The organism is Nesterenkonia salmonea (assembly GCF_005771525.1).
Lineage (GTDB): Bacteria > Actinomycetota > Actinomycetes > Actinomycetales > Micrococcaceae > Nesterenkonia > Nesterenkonia salmonea.
The window spans coordinates 31335-53975 of sequence record NZ_VAVZ01000003.1 but is presented as its reverse complement, the minus strand read 5'-3'; the positions used below and the strand labels follow the sequence as shown (position 1 = coordinate 53975).

Below are 22641 nucleotides of genomic sequence, written 5' to 3'. Positions count from 1 at the left end.
ACGCCCGCCGCAGTCGTACCCCAAAGAAGGTGCGCCTACGCTGGCGCCGCCACCAGGACCGTATCAGGTTCGGATAGGACTGCAACCCCCATTCAGAATCGTGTGCAGGGTTGCCCACCGGGGGTGAGGCGCTCATTGGAAGCGCGTTCGGCGGTCTCCAGCTGGAAAGTCGAGTGTGTAATCGACACAGTGAAGTGGTCAGAGAGGCAGGTGCTCAGTTCGGCCAGCTTGTCCGGGGCGCAACCGCTGGTGAAGCACGACTCATCCACCACCACATGCGCTGATACGACGGGCAGTCCCGTAGCCACAGTAGAGGCATGCAGATCGTGGACGTCCTGGACATGGTCAACCGCCATGATGTGCCGACGTACCTCAACGAGATCCAGGCCGCGTGGGGTAAATTCCAACAGTACTCGGCCAGTTTCCCGCAGGAGCAGTATCGCTCGTGGCACGATCATCGCCGCTATGAGAAGGGCCACCACAGCATCCGCCTGATGCCAGCTGGTGAGCCAGATAACCACTGCGGCCACCATGACTCCCAACGATCCAAGCGCATCGGCGGAGACCTCAAGGAAGGCGGCTCGCAGGTTCAGGTTTTCCGTGCGCCGGGGTGCTAGTACCAGGAGCGAGATGATGTTTCCGAAAAGTCCTGCCGCGCCGAAGAGTAGCAGCTCCACGTGCAGTACCTCTTGGGGCTCGTAGAGTCGGGAGATCCCTTCGACAGCAGCGTATGTGCCGATTCCCGCCAGCAGACCTGCCTGTGCGGCTGCGGCAATGATCTCCACACGGCGGTATCCCCAGGTGCGTGTGCCGCTGACGCCGCGATACATCAGACTTGCAGCTATGACCGCCATCACTAGTCCAATGCTGTCCGCAAGCGAGTGAACAGCGTCCGTCAGCAAGGCCAGGGAACCGGTGAGCCACGCCCCAATCCCTTGAACGGCAACGATGCTCAGAGTAATGACGCAGGCGATTACTAGACGACGTCGCTGCCCGGTGCCATGTGTGCCGGCGGTAGCGCGACTGCCCGAATGACTGTGGCCGAATCCCATGTATTCACAATAAGTCCAAGTTATTGAGAATGGCGAAGGTGTTACTGATCCGCAGAAGACGTAGCAAGGCGGCTCCGTTAGAGTGGACGCATGGTTGCTTCAGGAAACTATATTGTGACGAATGCCCATGTGGTCCCGGTGACGGATGCCCCCTTTGACGGTGCAGTGGTGGTCACCGACGGGAAGATCACTGAAATTGGTCCCGAGGTTGAAACCCCTGCGGAGCATGAGGTGATAGACGCCGCCGGTGGGTGGATAGTTCCGGGGCTCATCGATGCCCATGTCCACTTAGGAGTTCACGAGCAGGGCGAGGGCTGGGCCGGGGCGGACTTCAATGAGGCCACCGACCCGGTCACTGCAGCAGTTCGGGCCATCGACGCCATCAACCCTGTGGAGATCGGGTTCGACGACGCGCTCGCCCACGGCATCACCACGGTCAACGTCAATCCGGGCTCAGCCAACGTCATCGGTGGCTTGACGGTGGCGATCAAGACCCATGGTGCGGTCATCGACGATATGGTCCTGCGTTCTCCTTCTGGGTTGAAGGCTGCCCTCGGTGAGAACCCCAAGAGAGTCTATGGCGACCAGAAGAAGACGCCCAGCACCCGTTTGGGGACGGCCTTCGCTGCCCGCAAAGCTTTCACTGAGGCCCAGCATTGGGCAGCCAAAGACCCTGAGGACCGCCCCGCAGATCTGGTCTCCGAAGCTCTGGCCATGGTGCTAGCGCGTGAGATCCCGTGGCGGCAGCACTGCCACCGTGCTGATGACATTGTGACCGCCCTGCGTATCGCTGACGAGTTCGGCTACGACCTGGTGCTCGACCACGGAACCGAGGCTCATCTGATTGCTGACCGGATCGCCGCTCGTGGGATTCCCGTCCTCTACGGCCCGATGATGGTGTCGCGGTCCAAGGTGGAAGTCCGGGAGCGCAGCCCGCGCGCGCCTGGCGTCCTTTCCCGGGCCGGAGTCAAGGTCTCGATCATCACCGATCACCCCGTGGTCCCCATCGACTTCCTCATCAACCAGGCGGCCCTGGCGGTGAAAGAGGGCATGGACCCGGATGAGGCCCTCAAAGCCGTCACTATCAACCCGGCCGAAGTCCTCGGTGTCGCGGACCGAATCGGCTCGATCGAACCAGGCAAGGATGCGGACCTCACTCTGTGGGAGGGAGACCCGCTGGATACCCGCAACCGCGCGCTGCGCACCTGGATCGAGGGCAAAGAGGTCTACGCCTATGACACCTCCAGCAGGACCGGTTCTGTACGCTCCCGCTGGTAACTGCCCTTCACAGCAGCGCCTAGCTTTGCTTGACTGGGGTCATGGAACCTCACTTCAGCGTAGGCACCTCGGTTCATGTCACAGGCACCGTCCAGGGCGTAAACTACCGGAACTCAGCCAAACGTCAGGCTGATGATCTGGAGCTCATTGGGTGGGTCCGCAATGCCTCCGACGGTGCCGTGGAACTGCTGATCGGTGGTGACGGTCCCGCTGTCGACTCCTTCATCAGCTGGTGCGCTAAGGGGCCCAAGCGGGCTGAAGTCAGCTCAGTGGACACCCGTGAGGCCACCGAAGAACAACTGCAGACTCTGCCGTCCATCGGCTTCGAGGTCAGGCGGTGACACCAGCCCAGTTCAGGTGATCAGGGCTCGTTCAAGCGTCGTCGTTCTCTGTGCTCTTCGGCGCGCTCAGGCCGAGTTCCTGGGGAAGCTCTTCCTGCACTCCGAGCACATGTTCGGCGAGGAAGGCGAAGATCACCTGGTACCAGACCTTGGTGTGCTGCGGAGACAGGATCCAGTGATTCTCATCCGGGAAGTAGAGGAAACGGTGCAGCGTCTCGCCGTTCTCATCGGCGGGCAGACCGGAGTCGGCCAGCAGTTCGAACCACAGCCGCAGCCCTTCCCCGATGGGCACCCGGTAGTCCTTATCCCCGTGGATGACCAGCATGGGGGTCACAATCTCGCTGATGAAGTCATGCGGTGAATGCCGGTCCATCATGGTCTGGTCAATCTGCCGCCGCCAGAAAGGTGACATATCGGTCGTGGGGCCGAACTGGTCCAGCGCCCACAGGCTGGCATGGGTGACAATGGCCTTGAACCGGTCGGTGTGCCCGGCGACCCAATTCGCCATGTACCCGCCGAACGAGCCGCCCATCGCTGCGGTCCGGGACGCGTCGATGTCCTCGCGGGCCTCCACCGCGTCAGTGATGCTCAGCAGGTCGGTGTAGGGCTCTTCGCCCCAAGAGTTCCATCCCCGCTGGACAAACTCCTGGCCATAGCCGGTGGACAGCGCCGGGTCCGGCAGCAGCACCGCGTAGCCCTTCTCCACTGCAAGCCACGGGTTCCACCGCCAGGTCCACGCATTCCATGAGCTCACCGGCCCGCCGTGGATCCACAGCAGCAGCGGCGCCGGATCCGCCGGTGAGGCCTGCTCCGGTAGGCACAACCACCCGCGCACGACGACGCCGTCACCGGTCTCGGTCTGAACATCCTCCAAGGTGCCGGGCAGTTCCGGACGCTCTGTGGGATTCTGCAACCGGGTGACAGAGCCGCTTCTGAGGTCAATACGCACCACCTCATCAGGGAACGCGTAGCTGCTGCGCACCGCGAAGGCCGTGGTGCCGTCCGGGGTTGGGAACGCTTGCGAGTAGACGGCATCTTCGACCGGCACCTCAGTGGTCTCGCCAGAGGTGACGTCCACGATAAACATGGCCCCGCGGCCGTTGTAGTCTGCGACGGCGAGTAGCCGCTGGTCATCGATCCACGGGCGGGAAGAGGCCGGATTCAGCCACAGGTCAAGACCCTCCGCCAGGGGAGTGGCCGCTCCGCTGCCGAGGTCCACCACATAAAGCTGGGGCGCAATCGCGCTGCTGGGGGTGGGCTTCGGTGAGCCGACCACCGCAGCCTTCGTGCCGTCGGGACTGATAGGGCCAGGGGAGAAGGTCATCTCCGGCTCATCGACGAGCATGCGTCGTTCTCCGGTGGAGGTGTCCACCAGCGCAATGGCCGAGTGGCGATCGGTCTTCGCCTCAGGCACCGTGACGCCGATGAGAGCCTGCGAGCCGTCTGGGCTGAGGTGCATGGTGCCCTCGAAGAGACTGCCGAGGCCTTCGGTGATCTGGCGTAGCTTTGGGCGTACCGGCTCAGAAGTTACGGGGGCGTCCTCGTGATCCGGGGTCTGCGCGTCGAGGATGAACCCATGGGGCCGTGCGGGGCCGAGGTCGTGGTCCCAGTACCGTATGGGGTAGCCGGAGTGCAGGATGGCTTTCACTGAGCTGTCCTGACGGGTCTTGTGCAGGCTCTGCTGGGAATCCTCATCGGCGGCACCAGGAAGCAGGGGTGCCGTGACCGCTACCACATCAGCATCAGCTGCGGTCACAACCGATGACACGCCGCCGGACCGCCGGTTGATGACACGTGCCTCGCCGCCGGCAGCGGGCAGGCACCACAGTGCGCTGCGTTCATCCTCCCCGTCCTCATCGGGCCGTGCCGAGGTGAAGTAGAGGTCGCCGTTGGCGGCGAAAGTAGGACCAGTTTCCCCCTTGGCGCTGCGGGTCAGGCGGCGGGCAGGGCGTTCACCGGCGGGATCAACTTCCCAGAGTGAGGTGACGTAGCCGTTGCTCTTTTTGTTCAGCGTCTGCACTGTGGTGATCAGCCGGGTGCCGTCCGGGCTCAGTGACAGTCCTGCGGTCCGTGGGTGGGCGACGTAGCGGTCCAGGTCAGAGAAGAGGGATTCAGCCATGTGTGCCAGTCTGCCACGCAGAACACGAACTTGTTGCGTATTGCAACTATGTTTCTGTGTTGGCGGGAAGGGTTTTTCAAGGGGCTGCTCCCTCGCCCCGGGCAAACTTCAGGTCGTTGTTGAGAAATCAGCTTCTTATAGCGGCCTGAGAACCCAACAACGCCCTGGAATTCACGGGGGATCGCTGGGAGAGGTGGTCAGCGTCGGCGTGACATTGTGGGGATGAACCAGGCGTAGAACCCACCCCAACACGTCCAGAACACAGCGGAGACGCGTTTGTCAGAGACATTGGGGAACATACGGCGGGTCAGGGCGGCGAGCCCGGAGGCCGCCAGTGTCACCGCAACAAACCGAATCAGCCGGCCGGGCACACTCCAGGCCAGGAAGTTCAGCAGCGACTTCCGCTGCAGCCCGGAGGCGCGGGCGTAGAGCTTATAGGGAACACCACGGGTCGGGCCCCGCATAAGCGAGGCATGGCCGGATTCGGCCACTTCCTGCTCCACCTGGTGCACCATGGAGTCGGTGATCGCTGGAACTTTCACCAGAGCTGAGTGCGAGGCCTGCGCCGGGATCTTACGCCCCCACCAGGACGTCACCGCACCACCTGCCAGTGCCCCACCGAGTGCGGAGACGGTAGTGCCCAAAGCTCGTTTGGGTCGGCGCAGCCCCACCCAGGAGGTCCACACATCGGGAACAACAAAGAAGAACGTAGCTTCCGCGAATCCCCAGGCGGCGGCAACACCGTGGTCCCGAAATGCGCCGTTGGAGCCTTGTGCGCGCCGAATTCCCATACCCAAGACTCTAGCGCGCAGCCTTCGGAGCATCGAGAGGAAAGGCGGGCCAGATACTGACGGTTCTGACCAAGACGTACTAGCGTATGGGGTACCCCGAGGGAATGGACACAGCACATGAGCCAGGGAACGGACCGGCGGGCGATCCCGCAGCGCAGCAGTCGGTGGGCGGCCAAGGCTGCTGACCTTCTCGCGGCCGCGAAACTCACCCCGAACCAAATCTCTGTCGGCTCAGTGCTCTTTGCCGCTATCGGCGCAGCCGCGCTTATCTGGTCAGCTCACACCGAAGATGAGCCCGGACGGGCAGTCCTGCTCGCAGTCGCGGCGCTCTGCATCCCTCTGCGTCTGCTGCTGAACATGCTTGACGGCATGCTGGCGGTCGAGAAGGGGATGAGCTCACCGGTGGGCGATATCTACAACGAACTGCCCGACCGAATCTCTGATGTGCTCTTTCTAGGTGCCGCCGGCCTGGCGACCGCAGGACTGGTGACAGCCGGCCGGGTCGACCTCGGAGTCGTACTGGGGTTCCTTGCTGCCACCCTCGCGGTCCTCACGGCGTATATCCGAAGTCTCGGCGCGGCCCTGGGCACCGGGAACTTCTTCGACGGGCCCCTGGCCAAACCCCACCGCATGTGGGTGCTCATGGTTGGCATCCTGGGCGCCATCGCTGAACCCTGGCTGCCGTGGACCCCCGGATGGGTCCTGCTCTGCACACTGACGCTCATCGCGCTGGGCTCGCTGTTTACTTGTATGCGGCGACTGCGCCGGGTCAGTGCCGTGCTGCGCGCGCGAGCTCGGGACGTGCCCTCATGAACGTGGCCGGTCTGTCCCGCCGCAGCCTCGCCAAGCTCATTAGCGCATTCGCCGGTGCTCGTGTGGTCACCGCACACGGAGATCCCACACCACAGCTGCCCGAGCAGGCCATCTACTATGCGAATCACAGCAGCCATCTGGACTTCCTCACCATCTGGGCCGCCCTGCCCGCTGACCTGCAAAAGCGGGCCCGGCCCGTGGCGGCCAAGGACTACTGGGGAACGGGGCTGCGCAAAGCCTTCGCCGAGCAGATCTTCAACGCCTATTTGGTGGACCGGCACGGCTCGAGCCGCACTCGTCAGCGAGCATCAGATTCTGGAGTGAGCCCGAAAGGCCAGATCGCAGGTATGGCGGAGGTGCTCGCTGCGGGGGATTCGCTGATCATCTTCCCGGAGGGCACTCGCGGCGACGGGGAATCGATCGCTCAGTTCCACGGCGGACTCTACAAATTGGCGAACCGCCATCCTGAAGTGCCGGTGGTGCCCGTGACCCTGGCCAACCTTGGACGCATCCTGCCCAAGGGTGAGGTGGTTCCGGTGCCGCATCTTTCGACCGTTGTTTTCTGCGATCCACTCCACGTGGCCCCGGACGAGGAACAGCCCAGTTTTCTGGCCCGCGCACGCCGGGTCCTGGTGGACTGCCTCGCCGAACACCAGGACACCATCGACCATGGGGATGACGACGACGCAGCCCCCGCCCTCGGCAGCCCACCGGGTGGGGACCGCCCATGAGTGACTGGGGCCTAGGCCTGCTGGATTCCTCGGCACTGAAACTGCTCGGCGGCGTCGTCGTCGTCCTTGTTCTGGCCAGTGCGATTGCCTGGTTGTTGGGCCGCCGGATAGGCCCGACCAGCACCATCGGCAACCTGAAACAGCGCATCAACGCCTGGTGGCTGATGGTCGCACTCATTGGGGCGGTACTGGCTGCCGGTGAGACGGTCACCATTCTGCTGTTTCTGCTGCTGTCGCTCCTGGCGCTGCGGGAGTTCATCACCATTTCCCCCACCGGACGGGGTGACCACAAGGTCCTGGTGTGGCTGGTGTTCATCATCCCTGCGGTGCACTACTGGTTCCTGTGGGAGCACTGGTACGGGATGTTCAGTGTGTTCATCCCGGTGTACGCCTTCCTTTTCCTGCCGGCACGGAACGCGCTCGCCGGCCAGACCAAGGGTTTCCTGCAGCGAGCCGCGACCATCCAGTGGGCGTTGATGGTGTGTGTCTACGCGATCAGCCATGCCCCGGCGCTGCTCCAGCTGCCGGTGGCTATGGAGCTTGGCCGCGAAGCCGCTGAGGGTTCCTCACCAGGGGATGGCGGGGCCACCGGGGCGCATCTGCTGCTATTCCTGCTGATCGTGGTCCAGGGCTCCGATGTGTTGCAGTACGTGTGGGGTAAGACCTTGGGCAAGCACCCGATTGCGCCCAGTGTGAGTCCCAATAAGACCTGGGAGGGGTTCATTGGGGGTGTGCTCTCGGCGACTGCGCTGGGTGCAGCTCTGTGGTGGATCACGCCGTTCACCCCGCTGATGGCGGCTCTGCTGGCGTTAATCTCCTGTGTGATGGGCTTTGCCGGCGGGCTGGTGATGTCCGCGATCAAGCGCGACCGCGGCATCAAAGACTTCGGTTCCACCATCCCCGGCCATGGCGGCATCATGGACCGGCTGGACTCGCTGTGCTTCGCGGCGCCGGTCTTCTTTCACGCCGTGCGGTTCTTCTACGCCTAGCGGGGTGCACCCGTCCCCGCACCAGCCCCGGCTGCGCGCCGGGTAAGCTCCGCTCACGACCCCGACCCGCTCGTGTCCCCACGCATTATCAGGCGCCCGTTGGGAATTCAGCATCCTATAGGCGCCTGACATCCCAACATCCCCCTGAATTCGCGTGCCAAGATACTCTCCGAGGCGGATGCGTCCGCAGGCTGTCACTCTCTAGGGTGAAATTATGTTCACTCTCCGTCTCGCAGCAGCCTCCGCAGTAGTCTCCGGCATCGTGTGGCTCACGGCCGCACCCGCCCTCGCTTCCGGTGACCCCGAGGACGACGTCGTCCGCGACCTCACTATTGAGATCGAAGTCGATGAAGATGGCGTGCTCCATGTGGAGGAGACCTACGACTGGGACTTTGGTGAGCGTGACGGATTGGGCTTCTACCGTTCCCTGAGCACCGAACAGCCCACCGACGACGGCCGCCGGCAGTTCGACTACCAGGAGTTCTCACTCAGCAGCCCCAGTGGAGCACCAGCTGAGGTTGTTGAGACGAATGAGAGCCGAAGGGAGCTGGAGCTCACGCTGGGAGCACCGGATGGTTCGGATCAGACGAGCACCGGGGTGCAGACCTACCAGCTCAGCTATACCGTGCACGGAGCGGTCGACCCCAACGGCCTGGAGTGGGTCACTGCCGGTCCTCACGCCGATGTCCCCATGGACCGCGTCACCACGGAGGTGAATTTCCCGGTTGATGTGCAGGAGGGAGCCTGTTGGCAGGGGGAGGACCCAGATCTGGACGACGGTGTCTCCTGCGAGATCACCACAGAGGGTGACACCGTCACCGCGACTGCCGAAAATCTGCCGCCAGGGGGTTGGCAGGCGGTGGACCTGCAGGTCGCGGCGGACACGTTCGCAGGTGTCGAGCCGATCTACGCCGAGCCCACAGCGGCCGAGCAGTTCGCAGAAAGGGTCGCCCCCGCCACGGACCGGCTCTGGGACTCAGTGCTCACTTACTGGTGGGCCGTCGCTGCTGCAATCCTGGCGTTGGCCGCTGCAGTGGTCACGGTCCGGCGGCGCCGCGGTGCCGATGAGCACTTCCCCAACCTGCCGCAGGGCTCTGTGCCCACCGGGGGAACGCTCGAGCCGACCGCACCGCTGCGTCACGAGCCGCCCGCCGTGCCCCGTAACGCCGTCCCGGATGGTCTCCGTCCCTTTGAGGCAGCACTGCTCTGGCACAAGACGCCCCACGTCCCGCAGGCAGACTTCACGGGCCTGACGGTCACTGATCTGGCTGCGCGCGGCTACCTCACCATGGAAGAAACCACCCAGAAGACTGATGGAGAGGACGACGACGCCGGAACAGACTGGCTGCTCACACCCACCAACAAAGACACCTCGGCACTCATCACATGGGAGCGAGAGGTGCTTGAGGCGCTCTTCCCCGAGCAGGAACCGGTGCGAGTATCGGAGCTGGACGAAGGCTTCACTGAGGCCGCGCATGCCGCGCAGAAAAAGGCGGTGGACCAGTTCAATGCACGGGGCCTCCTCGCCCGGAACGTTGGCGGTGTGGGAAGCCTCTGGGCCTGGATTGGCGGCGCGGTGCTGTTCCTGGTCTTAGCGACCCCCCTGTTGAGCTTCGGATTCGGAATGCCCACATCCTTGAACTTCCTTCTCCTCGTTGTCGCAGTCGCAGCTGCTGCAGTGGGGCTGGGCTGGGCGGGCACCATCCGGGCGTCCAATCGCCGTACTGCGGAAGGACGGGTCCACTATGAGCAACTCCGCGGACTCCAGCTGTCACAGTCGGTCACAGTGGGCGCTTCTGAAGAAACTGACTTATCGCCTGAAGAAATCACCGAACAACTGCCTTACGCCATGGCATTCGGCGATCACGAGAAATGGACGCAACTGATGGATGCCCGCGCTGAGACTGAGCCGCTACCCGGGCTGCCCACCGGCAGTTGGGTGGTTTTGGTCGCCACTATGCCCGGTACCGTAGGGGCCTCTCATCAGGGTTCCGGTTCGGCATCGGGGAGCATGTCGCCCGGGGGATTCTCAGCCGGTTCCTTCGGCGGAGGTGGGGGTGTAGCAGGGCGTTAATCGCGCTGTCCAACCGGTGGCTCGTTGCTCGCCCACCCATGAACTCGCTAGGGTAAGGGGCGGTGTGCCGGGAAGTCTGGTCGGCGGAAGCAGTCGCAACACTGCGTTCATTGGAGCAAATGTAGGATGCTCTGAGCGCATGTGACGCTTCATCGCACCCGATTGACCGAAAACGAGCACACAGGAGGCTGACATGTCGCCAAGGCCTCTGCCCGCAGTGTGCCGCGTAGCTCTTCCGTCTGCCCCGGCGCTGGCGGGGGGTACTCGGTGACACTGCTGGTCCTGCTGTTCCTCACACTCCTGCTGGTCCCTGCAGCAGCCGCGGTGCATAAGTTTCTGGGCCGCGACACCGGCTGGTTCGCTGCCGTTGCGCTGCTGGTGATGGGCAGTTTCAGCCTCATGTGGCTTCCCGATCTCATCGCGGGGGAGACTGTCGACGAGTACTTGCCGTGGATTCCCACAGTGGATGTGGGCATAAGCCTCCGGCTTGACGGGCTCGGCATGGTGTTTCTGCTGCTGGTGCTCTTCATCGGCGCGCTGGTGATGGCCTACAGCGCTCGCTACTTCTCGGTGAAGAAGAAGACCGGCGACTACTACATCTGGATGCTGCTGTTCGTCTTCGCCATGTCGGGCATGGTGCTCGCCGATGACATGATCCTGTTGTTCGTGTTCTGGGAGTTCACCACTCTCTGCTCGTTCTTCCTCATTAATCGGTCTGGAGACAAGGCGCCAGCCCCGGCGCAGCGCACTCTACTGATCACTATGGCCGGCGGCCTCGGCCTGTTGACTGCGGTGCTGTGGATTATTGTGCGCACCGGCACCACGAGCCTGTCGGAGGCCCTGCAGCATCAGGTGTGGGGGGACGACGCCGTCTTCACCGGTGTGGTGGCGGTCCTTATCGCCTTCGCTGCCTTCACCAAGTCTGCGCAGTTCCCGTTCCATCTGTGGTTGCCCGATGCCATGGTCGCCCCCGCCCCGGTGAGTGCCTACCTGCACGCTGCGGCGATGGTGAAGGCCGGGATCTACCTCCTGCTGCGGTTCTCCCCGGTCTTTGAGGGAGTCCTGGTCTGGCAGACGCTGCTGATCGTGTGCGGTCTGATCACCGCGCTCATTGGTGCGCTGTTTGCGCTGCAGCGCCATGACATCAAAGAGATCATGGCCTATTCCACGGTCTCCCAGTTGGGTTTCCTGGTGGCCATTATTGGCATCGGAACCCCCACCGCGATCGCTGCGGCCACTATCCACGTCATCGCCCACGCCCTGTTCAAGTCCAGCTTGTTCATGATGGTCGGCATCATCGAACATGAGGCGCACTCCCGGGATATCCGTGAGCTCAACGGGCTGCGCAAGGCCATGCCGGTGAGTTTCATCATCACCGTGTTGGGCTGCCTGTCCATGGCGGGCATCCCGCCGCTGTTCGGGTTTGTGTCCAAGGAGAACCTGCTTAAGGGCTTCCTTTCTGCGGGCGAGGACCCTGCACTGTTCGGCCCGGGGCTGACCTGGACCATCACGCTGTTGGCTGTGCTCGCAGCGGTGGGCACGTTCGCCTACTGCGGCCGGATCGTCCTCGGCGTCTTCACCAGCTACTCCGGCACGGGCAAGCACGACGACGCCAAAGAGCCTATAGCGGCCGAAACCGCCCATGAAGCCCCACTAGCCTTCTACGCTCCTGCACTGCTGCCAGCTGTTGCAGGGGCAATCTTAGGTTTCGTGCCCTTCCTCTTCGACGGGTTGTTGACCGCCTCCACGCAGGCGTCGACCACTTCCAGCTACGAGCCATACTTCTACCTCTACGGCGGTCTCAGCACTGACCTGATGCTCTCAGTGATTATCATGGGTGTGGGTCTCGTTGCTGTGCTCAGCCGAACCCGGCTCGACAGCTTTATTCCCCGGCAGATCTTTCCCTGGACGGGCGTCGGAGTGGTGGAGAAGATGCGTACCGGCAGCATCGCCTTCGGCCGCCGGGTCGGTGATATCACGCGGACCGATATCCACGGCGTGCACCTTGCAGCCCCCGGCATCTTCCTGGTCGGCATCTTCATCGCGGGTGTGCTCAACGTCGGTGACGTCGGCGAGTTCACCCCCGGGCATACCCGCATGACCGACTGGGTGCTCATCGGACTCTTGGCGTTCTTCCTCCTGGGAACGGTTATCACCCAGTCGCGGACTGCGGCAGTCGTCCTGGCAGGTGGCGCAGGATTTGTGGTCGGCGCCTGGTACTTCGCCCTCGGCGCTGTGGATGTGGGCATGACCCAGCTGCTGGTGGAGATCCTGACCGTGGTGGTGCTGGTGTTGGTGCTGCGGAAACTCCCACGCAAGTTCCACCAGGTTTCACGGTCCCGCACGGCGGTATCTGCCGTCGTCGCTATTGTTTTCGGCGTGGCGGCCTTCGTGGCGGCCTACGCCCTGACTGGCCGGCGCGGTCAGTCACCTGCCGCCCAGTGGTACCTGGAAGAGACCTATGAGACGGTCGGGGCGCTGAACACTGTCAACTCCATCCTGGTCGACTTCCGTGCCCTCGACACCTTCGGTGAGCTGACAGTGTTGGGAGTGGCCGGTTTCGCGATCTTGGCGGTGCTGAACTCTGCATTCTCCACCTCGGATTCGCATCCTGCTGAGTCCAAACTGTGGATCGGCACTCCGTTGGACCACGCGGCAGACAACACTCAGGCGATGCGTAGCGTGTTCAACTGGATGGCGCCCTTCATTGTGCTGCTGTCTCTGGTTCTGCTGCTGCGCGGCCACTACGACTCCGGCGGTGGTTTCATTTCCGCACTGGTGCTCGGCGGGTTCTTCGCCCTGCGGTACCTGGTGGCGCCCTCGGACTCTGCGGTCAAACTGCGCTTCGACTACGCGCTGATCATTGTTGGAGGAATCGCCGTCGGTGCCGTGATCGGGCTCTTCGGTTTCCTGGACGGGGCAGAGGGCTCCTACCTGAGGCCCATCGTCATCTTCGAAGGTCTGCCGCTTCCGTGGGGAACTGAAGCAGGCTTCACGCTCACCACGGCACTGATCTTCGACGTCGGTATCTACCTGGCGGTCATCGGTGCGGTGCTGGTGGCGTTGGATCGTCTCGGGCAAGCCCAGCGCTACCCGGCCGAACTGCTCAAAGCCCATATGAAGTCCCAGGGCCAGAAGACCAGCCAAATCGAACGCATCGAGATGCACGCCGGTGACGACCCCGGAGATGTGCCTCTGGAAGCAGAGGGTGAGGGCTGGCATCCGGAGCCCCGAGCCTGCCACAAGGGCACCAGCAGGGGAGATGAGGCCCGATGAGTATTGCTATAGCAGTAGGCCTGCTCACCGCGGCAGCTGTGTACCTGTTCATGCAGCGGGGCATGGTTCGCATTGTGCTCGGATTCGTCATGGCAAGCCACGCCGCCAACCTGCTGCTCTTTGCAGCCGGTAACACCGCCTACCGCGGGGTGCCCTACATCGGCACCTCCGACTACGGAGAAGGCGGAGACCCGCTGCCTCAGGCTTTCGTGCTGACGGCCATCGTGATCGCTTTCTCCATCACTATGTTCATGATTACCCTGGCGATCACCACCACCCATGATGACGATACGGAGAACGATGAGGAATCACCGGCCAAAGTGCTGACTTCGGCAGACACTGACGACGCCGTCAGCTCCTCGGTGGACACTAGCTCCAGCGGCGCCGTGGCCGCCGGTACCGGAGGTGCGGACGCTTCCCCCATGAGTCCTGTGCACGATTTCGAAGCCCAGGACGACGACTCTGCGGAGGCTCCCAATGCCGATGAAGGAACGGGCCACCACCAGGGAAAGGAGGACCCACAGTGACTGAGATCCTCCCACCACTGCTGCCTCTGCTGGTCGGCATCCCGCTGCTGATGGGCGCTTTGGGCGCGGCACTGCGCAAGAGCAAACGTGCCCGGCACATCATCAGCCTAGGCACGCTGTCTGCCATGTTCGTCTTCTCCCTCCTGCTGGTGATCGCCACGCATGACGGAACAGTGCTGGCTCACAAAGTAGGGTTCTGGGACTTCACACCTCAGGTGGCCATCCCGTTTGTGGTCGACGCCCTGAACTCCCTGGTGCTGATGATCATCACCATTTTGGGCATCACCAGCGTCATGTTCGCCATGGCGACTCACGAGGCGCGGTCCCGGTTCTACCACCCGTTCGTCCTGATCCTCATGGCCGGTGTGGCAGGGGCTCTGATGACTGGTGACATCTTCAACCTCTTCGTGTTCATCGAGGTCATGCTCCTCCCGAGCTACGGTCTGCTGGCGATGATGGGAGCCAAACTTGGCGCCCACGGAGCACGCATCTACGTCTCAGTAAACCTCCTTGCCTCAACACTGCTGCTGTTCGGTATCGGGATCGTCTACGGCACAGCTGGCACCGTCAACCTCGCTGAGCTGCATGGGGCAGCTGCGGAGGATCCGGCAGTGGCAGTCGGCGGTGCCGTCGTCCTCACGGCCATCGGCATCAAGGCCGCCGTGGTGCCTGTGCATGGCTGGTTGACCCGCACCTATCCGATGACCTCACCTGCGGTCACAGCTCTGTTTTCTGGGATCCACACGAAAGTCTCGATCTACGCGATCTACCGCATCTACTCGGTGTTGTTTGACGGTGATGAGCGCTTCCTGTGGATCGCGTTGGTGGTGACCAGCCTGACAATGCTGATCGGTGTGCTGGGGGCAATAGGAGAGAAGACCACGCGGTCCATTCTGGTCTTCCACATGATCAGTCAGATCGGCTACATTCTCATCGGCGTTGGCCTGTTCACCGGCCTAGGCCTGACGGCAGGCATCTTCTACCTGCTGCACCACATGATTGTGAAAGCCAGCCTGTTCATGTCCACTGGTGCCATTGAAGAGACCTACGGCACTGGGGAGATCGACAAGCTCGGTGGCATGCTCAAACGTGAGCCGCTGATCGCCATCACCTTCATGATCGCTGCGCTCTCACTGGCGGGTCTGCCGCCGTTCTCCGGGTTCGTGGCAAAGTTCACCATCATCCAGGCGACCCTCGAACAGGCTCATTACTGGGTGGCAGCAGTAGCGGTGATCGTCAGTGTCTTCACCCTGTTGTCGATGCTCAAGATCTGGGTAGGCGTGTTTATGGGCAAGCCTCCGGCTGACCTGGAGGACAACGCGCTGGAGTATCAGGAGAAGATGCACGGCAAGCGTTACCTCCGTGTGCAGGCACAGGCGGAGAACCCCACTCTGACCATTGGCCCACCAACAGCTGCGATGTCTGCGGTTCTCTCCGGTCAGCGGGCTGTCAAAGTTCCCGTGAAGCTCATCATCCCGGGTGCCATCCTTGCTGCGATCACCGTCTTCTTCGGTTTCGGAGCCGAGCTGCTGATGCTGCTGTCGGAGACTGCCGCCGAGAACCTGTTGAACCCTGAAGGTTACGTTGAGGCGGTGATGGACGCATGAGTACCACTACCTCCTTGGCCTCTTGGCCCTGGCGCATGGTGAGCTTCCTGCTCTGGTACATCAAGGCATTCGTGCTGGCCAATGTCTACGTCACCTTGGATGTCCTCCGGCCCAAGAGGCGGATGAAGATGTCCCCGGCCATCATCGCGGTCCCGGCGGCCAGTGAGTCTGACACCGAATGGACTCTTATCTCCTGCTTCATCACCCTGACCCCAGGGACACTGACCCTGTCGATTTCACGTGAACACAAGATCCTCTATGTGCACGGCATGTTCGTTGAATCCAGGGAGTCCCTCGTGGAGGAAATCCAGGAGATGGAAGACAGGATGCTTCGCGCCCTCCGGCGCTCCCCAGGTGACTTGTCACGTCCCATCCGGGTCCCCGACGTCGTCCCTGTCGATGAGCCGCCAGAAGGTGAGGTGCGCTGATGTCTGAGATCACATTGGAAATAGCGCTGATCCTGCTGGGACTCGGGATGCTCCTGGCTGGCGTACGCGCCTACCTCGGCCCAAAGATCACAGACCGGGCGGTGGCTGCGGACCTCATTTTCTTCGCGATTATCGGGTTCATCGCGCTCATCGGACTCCGAGCCAATATCGAGGCCCTGTTCGACATCATTCTTATCGCCACCCTTCTCGGGTTCATGGCTGCGATCTCAATGGCCCGACTTGGATCAGGAGGACGGCGCTGATGGAACTCCACGACATCATGCACGGGGCCGGCCTGGTGTTCATCTTCCTGGGCATCTTGACCATCATCGTGGCCGGCATCGGCCTCTTCAGGCTGCCAGACCTCTACCTCCGTGCATCGGCAGTCGGAACCTCTGCGGGCCTGGGGGTGGCGTCCATCGTGATAGGCGCGCTGCTGATGGACTTCAGCGGGCTGAATCTGGTGAAGGCAGCTGTGGCGGTAATAGCCCAACTGCTGACCTCCGCGGTGGGCTCCATGGCCATCGCCCGTTCCGGGTACCTCAACAACTCTCTGCCTGCGGAGATCACCCACACCGATGACTTGTTGAAGACTCGCCGGGACCGGGCCACGGACCCTGAGGGTGAATCCTCAACGTAACGTCACGGCCCTGCATACGGGCTGTCCAGGAAACATCCGGATACTGTGGAACCATGAACGCTTCCCAGGATCACCCCGCCGTGCCCACCGGTCTTGAGCCTCACCAGGTGCGGCTCCGGGGAGAAGAAAACACAGACATCTTCGATGAGACGGCTACGTACCAGGACGCCTCGGAGCCCGGCACCGTCTCCGCCGCCGCAGACCAGCCGTATATGGTGAAGGCCCGCCAGCGGGAGGAGCACGCTGACGGGGAACGTGCAGCCCAGGATGACCACAAAGTGGAATCGCCCATGAAGCTCACCAAGGCGACCTGGAAGTACAGCCTCAAACGGACGTTCAGCGAGTTCGGGCGCGACAGCTGTACCGACTTAGCTGCCGGGCTGACCTATTACGCGGTCTTGTCGATCTTTCCTGGGCTTATCGCCCTGGTCTCCATTCTCGGTCTGGCCGGTGAGGAGGACCGTGTGACGGGATTCTTCGTGGACATGGTGGATGACCTGACCAACGGAGATCCTGACGTCATGGAGACCGTCGGTACGGTCATGGACAACATCACTGGTGTTGGGGGAGCTGGGCTGGGTCTGGTTGTCGGAATTCTCCTGGCGATCTGGACGGCGTCGAACTACGTCAATGGCTTCTCCCGGGCAATGAACCGGATCTGGGAAGTGGAAGAAGGCCGCTCCATCCTCAAGCTGCGCCCCCTGGTGTACGTGGTCACAGTGGTGCTTATTCTGCTTGTGGCGGCAGCCGGCATGATGCTGGTGGTCTCCGGCCCTATCGCCCAAGCGGTGGGCAGCACTATCGGCCTGGGGGACACCGCGGTGACCGTGTGGAACTGGGCGACCCCTGTGGTGCTCATCCTTGTGGCGGCGGCTGGGATTGCCATGCTGTATTCGACGACGCCGAACATCCGTCAGTCGGGACTGAAGTGGACCTCCGCAGGCGCTCTGATCACGATCCTGGTCATGATCCTCACCACCGCTGGCATCGCGGTCTATGTGATGAACTTTGCCAACTATGAGGCCACCTATGGGGCGCTGGCGAGCGTCATTATCTTCCTGTTCTGGGTGTACATCATGAACATGGTGCTGTTGCTGGGTGCGGAGTTGGATGCTGAGCTGGAACGTGGTCGGCAGCTCCAGGCGGGCATTGTTGCCGAGCGCACCATCATGCTCCGGCCCAGGGAGACCAAAGGGTCCAAGAAGAAGCATGCCAAGCATGAGCAGTTGGTGGCCTCAGGGCGTGCGCTGCGGCTGTCTGAGGGCACCACCAACGACCCCGATGAGCTCTGGCGCAGACACCCCAATGATGTCTAGCCGCCCGCGCTCAAATTCTCGCTGAGAGGGACCTTTCACCGTGCGCTCCCCATGGGCGGTGAAAGGTCCCTCCAGAATTTCGAGACTGTGGTTAGATCCCAGGTCCGCAACCATTACGGGCGCACCACGAATCCACGAGGCCGCTTCCGCAGGTTCACCAATATTCAGCACTGGCTGCGGCGCCTAGCGACCCGCTAGCGGGGGACATAAGGGCGAACGCCCCAACGCCAAGAAGGCCGATAGCAGCCAAGGCCATCGTGGCGAGACTCTTCAATCGGATGGATTGCATTGTTTCTCCTGGCGTCAGTCGGAGACTGATCAAATCTTGTTATTTGCTTGCCTCAGTGACTCTAATGTGAACCTTGGCACTCTCAACCCTTCAAGAGTCACTCAAAGCTGTCAGGAAATTCGTAGGGAATACGGAGTTGTTCATGGCAAAGACTGATGTGCCTTCCAGGCGCATTCAGCAAAGGGTGGGGGCCACTGACGAAACCGGGACGTTTCGCAGACGTCGAACAGATTCGCGATCAGAGGCAAGCATGCCGAGCGTCTCATCCATGAGATAACTGTCACATGACGTAATGTTGCGTAACATTTCGATCAGCGGAAACATCAGCTATTTCCCATCTAGCATCCAGTCAGCGTTACGGCCATGTTTCGCGTGGTTGAGGGAAGCTTGTGAACTTTGGGTAACCTTGCAGCCACCTGAATTTAAGCTGAATACTGACTCGCCCGGAATGGCGGGCAATTTGGAAGTAGCCGGACTGATTTTGCTTCTCGCCTGGAAGGTTTCGTGAATATTGAATCAGCGGGCTTGACTTCTTTCTGAATCTCGCTAGCCGTCACTTGAGTCTCTCGCGCCGCCTCGTAACGATTCGGTCACGGGGGCCGATATGTCTCAATAGATGAGTCGTTGGGTCGTAATCTGGGTGGCACCTGAGTACCGGGGTGTGGCTCACATCACTGGTCACTCCGCACTTATATTTCATGAGGAGCAATACGTGAAACTACGCAAACTCTCTGCTGCCGCGGCCATTATGGCCTCCGGCGCACTCGTTCTGTCGGGCTGCACGCCTGGCGACGACGGTGAGAACGGCAACGGCGATGCGAACGGCGGCGCTGACAACGGTGACGCCAACGACGTCGTTTACGGTGAAGAAGGCGACTTTACACAGGAGGGGCAGGCTTACATCGGCGGGGAGCCCACCGATGGAACCCGGGTAGATCTCCCCGAAGACTTTGAAACCCGCGAGGACACGATCGTCACCTCGCCGGGCGGCGTACCATTTGTGAACTACAACAACGATCACACGTTGGCCAACTCGGTAAACAACTCTGTTGTAGCAGCACAGATTCACTCAGGTTTCTGGTATTACGGCACAGACTTGAGCATCAACCAAAATGAAGACTTCGGTAGCTTCGAGATCACCGAGGAGGGAGACACTGTCTACGTCGAAGACGAGGACGGCGAACCCGAGATCGACGAAGAGACCGGTGAGGCGGTTGTTGACGAGGAGGCGTCCACCTCCTACGTCATCGAGTACAACATCAACGACGAAGCCGTCTGGTCGGACGAGACTCCGATCACAGTGCTCGACTACAAGCTGCAGTGGGCTTCACAGGCCTACGATGAGGACGCAGGCTTTGAGCCTTCTGGCGCCACAGTCGCGCTGTATCTGCCGGAGGGCCTCGAGGCTGAGGCATACGACTCCAAGACCTTTACCGCAGAGATGCCAGCGTTCAACGCGGACTGGCAGTTGATGTTGTCAGGGCCAGGTCAGCCCGCACACCTCATAGCTGAAGAAGCCGGAATGACTCCAGAAGAACTCAATGACGCCATCGATGAGGGTGACGTCGATGCTCTTGAGGAGGTCGCCCCGATCTGGAACACCGGACTGGGTCATCACGGCGAATGGGATGAAAACCAGACGCTGTCCTCGGGGCCCTACCAGTTGGCCGAATGGAACTGGGAAGGCGAAGAGACCGGCGGATCAGTGGTCCTGGAGCCCAATGAAAACTACTGGGGTACGCCTCCCGGCACAGAGACGCTTATCTTCCAGTTCTCGGACGAGTCAACACACGTGCAGGCTCTGGAAAACCTCGACTACCACGTCGTGTCGCCGCAGCCGGATGAAGATGTTGCTGACGCACTCCGCGGGCTTGCTGACAGCGGTGACTTCATCGTCCACGAGGGCGATACCGCCACCTGGGAGCACATTGATTTCCAGTACGAGCAAGGCCCGTTCGCTGACACCCCGGAGCTTGCTGAAGCCTTCGCCCTCTGCCTGCCCCGTCAGGAAATTGTCGAGCAAATCATCCAGCCCATCAACCCTGAGGCTGAGGTACTCAACGCTCGCGAAATCTTCAACTACCAGGATGGATACGACGAGTTCGTCGAGGAATCCTACGACGGTCGCTACGACGAAGCTGACATCGACGCCGCCGCCGAAATCATTGAGGAACACGATGCTGAAGGCACGGACATCCAGATCCACCACTTTGACGTCCCCCGTCGTTCCGCAATGGTAGAAATCATCGACACCTACTGCGGTGAAGAGGGCGCCGGCTTCAACATTGTCGAGCAGGCCGACGCTAACTGGTCACCCGGTGACGAGGGCTGGGAAGGTGTAGGCCTCTTTGCTTGGGCCGGATCCGGACAGATCATTTCCGGCCAGAACATCTACAGCACCGAAGGTAATCAGAACACCACGGGTTACTCCAACGAAGAGGTGGACCGCCTATGGACCACCGTCGCTGACGACGTGAGCGACGAGGAGCGCACAGAGGCACTGATCGAAATCGAGCAGCACCTCTGGGACGACCTTCACGGCATTCCGATCTTCGCCCACCCGGGTATGGATGCTTCAGATGCCTCAATTGCCAATGTCCGTTCTACTGCCGCTCAGACCCAGATTCACTGGAACGCTGAACAGTGGCAACGCTACGAGTGATCCGACTGATCTCTCCCGATCCTTCGGTTTGCTGAGTGATATCGGGACCCTCACCTAGGGTTCCCGCCCTGCGGGGCCCGGCAGAACATCTCTGCTGGGCCCCGCGGTGGCGTCACCGGCAGCTCGACCTTACGGAAGGCCACTCGCCCAGTGCTGAAATACTCCCTCAAACGCTTTGGCAGCACCATCATCGTCCTCTTCGGTGCCACGCTGCTATGCTTCCCCCTCTTGAGCTGGGTCGGTGACCCGCTCGAAGATCTCCGGTATGACACGGATCCCAATGCTGAGTTCCTCATGCAGCAGCGCATCGACTTTCTCGGCCTCGATGACCCCTGGTACGTCCGCTATTGGGATTGGCTCTCTGGAGTCCTTGGGTGCCTAGATCCCACGAACACCGTGCTTGGCGAGTGTGACTTCGGTACCTCAATCGGCGGCAGCAACGTGACTGACATGATCGTCAATGCTGCGGCGATGTCACTCCGGCTTGTCTTGGTGGCCACACTGATATCAATCGTTCTGGGCATTGGTATCGGCATCATCTCCGCCATCCGCCAGTATTCGACATTCGACTACTTCACCAGCTTCATCATTTTCCTCTTCTGGTCTCTGCCGCCCTTCGTGGCGGCCATCATCGGTAAAGAATATTTGGCAATCCAGTACAACAACTGGATGGGAGACCCACGCTTCAGCGCAGGGAACATTCTGTTGATGGCCATCATTCTGGCGATTGCGGTTCCGATTGTCATGGGCGGCAGTACCGCACGTCGCGTGATCACCGGTTCTATCATGTTCGTCTACACCTGCACGGTGATGCCACTGCTGGACCATATGCACTTCATGGAGCACCCGCGCATCGGCCCTATTGGTCTGCTGGTCCTAGGACTGATGCTGGCTGTCGGTCTCACCGCGCTCATCTCAGGGTTGAAGAACCGGCGAGTGCTCTATGTGGCCTTGGGTGTCGTCGCCGCAGCGATGATCTCCTACTACGCAACATGGGAGTTGCTGCGACAGATTCCTGGAGGATATTTACTCCTCATCGGTCTCTTCGTACTCACTATCGCGCTGTGCGTCATCGGTGCGAGGCTCTTCGGCGGATACGCCAAGGGTCAAGCCACAGTGGTAGCGGTCGTGACTGGTGTGCTGATGTCAGCGCTCATTCTGCTGGATCACTACATGTACAGCTGGCCGGGTCTCTTGTCAGCAAAACCTCGTCCTGTCCGCACGATCGGAGCCGAGACACCCAACCTTCAAGGTGACTGGTGGATCCACTCTCTGGACCACATCACGCAACTGTGGATTCCCTCCTTAGCGATGGCGTTGATGTCGATTGCTACCTACACTCGCTACACCAGAGCGTCCATGCTGGAGGTCAATAAACAGGACTACATTCGAACTGCGCGAGCAAAGGGCGTTGAAGAACGAACCGTCGTGCTCAAACATGCCTTCCGAAACTCGCTCATTCCACTGGCAACAATCGTGGCATTCGACTTCGCCAGCCTCATTGGTGGTTCCATCATCGTCGAAAGAGTTTTCGGGTGGAATGCGATGGGGCAGATGCTCATCACCGGCATCCAGAATGCGGACCCAGCCCCGGTGATGGCGGTCGTCGTCTTCACGGGCTTCATCTCAGTCTTGTTCAACTTCTTCGCTGATCTCATCTACGGAGTCCTTGACCCCAGGATTCGGGTGAGTTGATCTATGAGTAAGG

Annotated in this window: 18 protein-coding genes; 15 read left to right on the top strand and 3 right to left on the bottom strand. The window is 61.3% G+C overall.

What is annotated here, in order from left to right; translation table 11 throughout:
* Positions 1-92 precede the first annotated feature (92 nt).
* Complete coding sequence (locus FEF26_RS01595; RefSeq protein WP_138251787.1) at positions 93-1052, bottom strand: cation diffusion facilitator family transporter; 960 nt, start codon at positions 1050-1052, stop codon at positions 93-95.
* A 90-nt stretch (positions 1053-1142) separates the two neighbouring features.
* Between FEF26_RS01595 and FEF26_RS01590 the strand changes: the two genes are divergently transcribed.
* Positions 1143-2330 carry an amidohydrolase gene (locus FEF26_RS01590; protein ID WP_138251786.1) on the top strand — a complete coding sequence of 396 codons (1188 nt, stop codon included), beginning with the start codon at positions 1143-1145 and terminating at the stop codon, positions 2328-2330.
* A 41-nt stretch (positions 2331-2371) separates the two neighbouring features.
* The gene (locus tag FEF26_RS01585) at positions 2372-2671 is read left to right on the top strand and encodes an acylphosphatase (RefSeq protein WP_138251785.1); all 300 of its coding nucleotides are present in this window, start codon (positions 2372-2374) and stop codon (positions 2669-2671) included.
* 31 nt (positions 2672-2702) lie between these two features.
* Here FEF26_RS01585 and FEF26_RS01580 read toward each other — a convergent pair whose 3' ends face one another.
* A complete protein-coding gene (locus FEF26_RS01580; protein WP_138251784.1) occupies positions 2703-4790 on the bottom strand; it encodes a S9 family peptidase in 2088 nt (695 codons plus the stop codon).
* 197 nt (positions 4791-4987) lie between these two features.
* The gene (locus FEF26_RS01575; protein WP_138251783.1) at positions 4988-5581 is read right to left on the bottom strand and encodes a hypothetical protein; all 594 of its coding nucleotides are present in this window, start codon (positions 5579-5581) and stop codon (positions 4988-4990) included.
* Between the two features lie 117 nt (positions 5582-5698).
* On the opposite strand from FEF26_RS01575, the gene FEF26_RS01570 reads away from it, so the two are divergent.
* The 13 genes from FEF26_RS01570 to FEF26_RS01510 all read left to right on the top strand — a co-directional run bounded on the left by FEF26_RS01570 (position 5699) and on the right by FEF26_RS01510 (position 22628).
* Positions 5699-6394: a CDP-alcohol phosphatidyltransferase family protein gene (locus FEF26_RS01570; RefSeq protein ID WP_138251782.1), complete on the top strand. Its 696-nt coding sequence runs from the start codon at positions 5699-5701 to the stop codon at positions 6392-6394.
* A gap of 2 nt (positions 6395-6396) precedes the next feature.
* Positions 6397-7125: a lysophospholipid acyltransferase family protein gene (locus FEF26_RS01565; RefSeq protein WP_208012818.1), complete on the top strand. Its 729-nt coding sequence runs from the start codon at positions 6397-6399 to the stop codon at positions 7123-7125.
* Positions 7122-8114, top strand: coding sequence for a phosphatidate cytidylyltransferase (locus FEF26_RS01560; RefSeq protein ID WP_138251780.1), 993 nt, complete (start codon positions 7122-7124; stop codon positions 8112-8114). The genes FEF26_RS01565 and FEF26_RS01560 overlap by 4 nt, the downstream gene beginning before the upstream one ends.
* A 214-nt stretch (positions 8115-8328) precedes the next feature.
* Positions 8329-10188, top strand: coding sequence for a DUF2207 domain-containing protein (locus tag FEF26_RS01555; RefSeq protein ID WP_138251779.1), 1860 nt, complete (start codon positions 8329-8331; stop codon positions 10186-10188).
* Between the two features lie 267 nt (positions 10189-10455).
* A complete protein-coding gene (locus FEF26_RS01550; protein WP_138251778.1) occupies positions 10456-13464 on the top strand; it encodes a DUF4040 family protein in 3009 nt (1002 codons plus the stop codon).
* Positions 13461-13991 (top strand): sodium:proton antiporter, encoded by a 531-nt coding sequence (locus tag FEF26_RS01545; RefSeq protein WP_138251777.1) that lies wholly within the window; start codon positions 13461-13463, stop codon positions 13989-13991. Before FEF26_RS01550 ends, FEF26_RS01545 begins: the two co-directional genes overlap by 4 nt.
* Positions 13988-15598, top strand: coding sequence for a monovalent cation/H+ antiporter subunit D family protein (locus FEF26_RS01540; RefSeq protein WP_138251776.1), 1611 nt, complete (start codon positions 13988-13990; stop codon positions 15596-15598). The genes FEF26_RS01545 and FEF26_RS01540 overlap by 4 nt, the downstream gene beginning before the upstream one ends.
* Complete coding sequence (locus FEF26_RS01535) at positions 15595-16026, top strand: Na+/H+ antiporter subunit E (protein ID WP_138251775.1); 432 nt, start codon at positions 15595-15597, stop codon at positions 16024-16026. The genes FEF26_RS01540 and FEF26_RS01535 overlap by 4 nt, the downstream gene beginning before the upstream one ends.
* Positions 16026-16289, top strand: a complete 264-nt coding sequence (locus FEF26_RS01530) for an MrpF/PhaF family protein (RefSeq protein ID WP_243730349.1) — start codon at positions 16026-16028, stop codon at positions 16287-16289. Before FEF26_RS01535 ends, FEF26_RS01530 begins: the two co-directional genes overlap by 1 nt.
* Positions 16289-16666, top strand: coding sequence for a cation:proton antiporter (locus tag FEF26_RS01525; protein ID WP_243730348.1), 378 nt, complete (start codon positions 16289-16291; stop codon positions 16664-16666). Before FEF26_RS01530 ends, FEF26_RS01525 begins: the two co-directional genes overlap by 1 nt.
* A gap of 53 nt (positions 16667-16719) precedes the next feature.
* Positions 16720-17982: a YihY/virulence factor BrkB family protein gene (locus tag FEF26_RS01520; protein ID WP_243730347.1), complete on the top strand. Its 1263-nt coding sequence runs from the start codon at positions 16720-16722 to the stop codon at positions 17980-17982.
* 1001 nt (positions 17983-18983) lie between these two features.
* On the top strand, positions 18984-20933 hold the full coding sequence (locus tag FEF26_RS01515) for an ABC transporter substrate-binding protein (protein WP_166432869.1): 1950 nt from the start codon (positions 18984-18986) through the stop codon (positions 20931-20933).
* Between the two features lie 150 nt (positions 20934-21083).
* Positions 21084-22628: an ABC transporter permease gene (locus tag FEF26_RS01510; protein WP_138251771.1), complete on the top strand. Its 1545-nt coding sequence runs from the start codon at positions 21084-21086 to the stop codon at positions 22626-22628.
* Positions 22629-22641 lie beyond the last annotated feature (13 nt).

What these genes read in the sequence shown, in the direction of transcription:
- FEF26_RS01595 (WP_138251787.1), bottom strand. Translation starts at nt 1,052, where the DNA reads ATGGGATTCGGCCACAGTCATTCGGGCAGTCGCGCTACCGCCGGCACA.
- FEF26_RS01590 (WP_138251786.1), top strand. Translation starts at nt 1,143, where the DNA reads ATGGTTGCTTCAGGAAACTATATTGTGACGAATGCCCATGTGGTCCCG.
- FEF26_RS01585 (WP_138251785.1), top strand. Translation starts at nt 2,372, where the DNA reads ATGGAACCTCACTTCAGCGTAGGCACCTCGGTTCATGTCACAGGCACC.
- FEF26_RS01580 (WP_138251784.1), bottom strand. Translation starts at nt 4,790, where the DNA reads ATGGCTGAATCCCTCTTCTCTGACCTGGACCGCTACGTCGCCCACCCA.
- FEF26_RS01575 (WP_138251783.1), bottom strand. Translation starts at nt 5,581, where the DNA reads ATGGGAATTCGGCGCGCACAAGGCTCCAACGGCGCATTTCGGGACCAC.
- FEF26_RS01570 (WP_138251782.1), top strand. Translation starts at nt 5,699, where the DNA reads ATGAGCCAGGGAACGGACCGGCGGGCGATCCCGCAGCGCAGCAGTCGG.
- FEF26_RS01560 (WP_138251780.1), top strand. Translation starts at nt 7,122, where the DNA reads ATGAGTGACTGGGGCCTAGGCCTGCTGGATTCCTCGGCACTGAAACTG.
- FEF26_RS01555 (WP_138251779.1), top strand. Translation starts at nt 8,329, where the DNA reads ATGTTCACTCTCCGTCTCGCAGCAGCCTCCGCAGTAGTCTCCGGCATC.
- FEF26_RS01545 (WP_138251777.1), top strand. Translation starts at nt 13,461, where the DNA reads ATGAGTATTGCTATAGCAGTAGGCCTGCTCACCGCGGCAGCTGTGTAC.
- FEF26_RS01535 (WP_138251775.1), top strand. Translation starts at nt 15,595, where the DNA reads ATGAGTACCACTACCTCCTTGGCCTCTTGGCCCTGGCGCATGGTGAGC.
- FEF26_RS01530 (WP_243730349.1), top strand. Translation starts at nt 16,026, where the DNA reads ATGTCTGAGATCACATTGGAAATAGCGCTGATCCTGCTGGGACTCGGG.
- FEF26_RS01525 (WP_243730348.1), top strand. Translation starts at nt 16,289, where the DNA reads ATGGAACTCCACGACATCATGCACGGGGCCGGCCTGGTGTTCATCTTC.
- FEF26_RS01520 (WP_243730347.1), top strand. Translation starts at nt 16,720, where the DNA reads ATGAACGCTTCCCAGGATCACCCCGCCGTGCCCACCGGTCTTGAGCCT.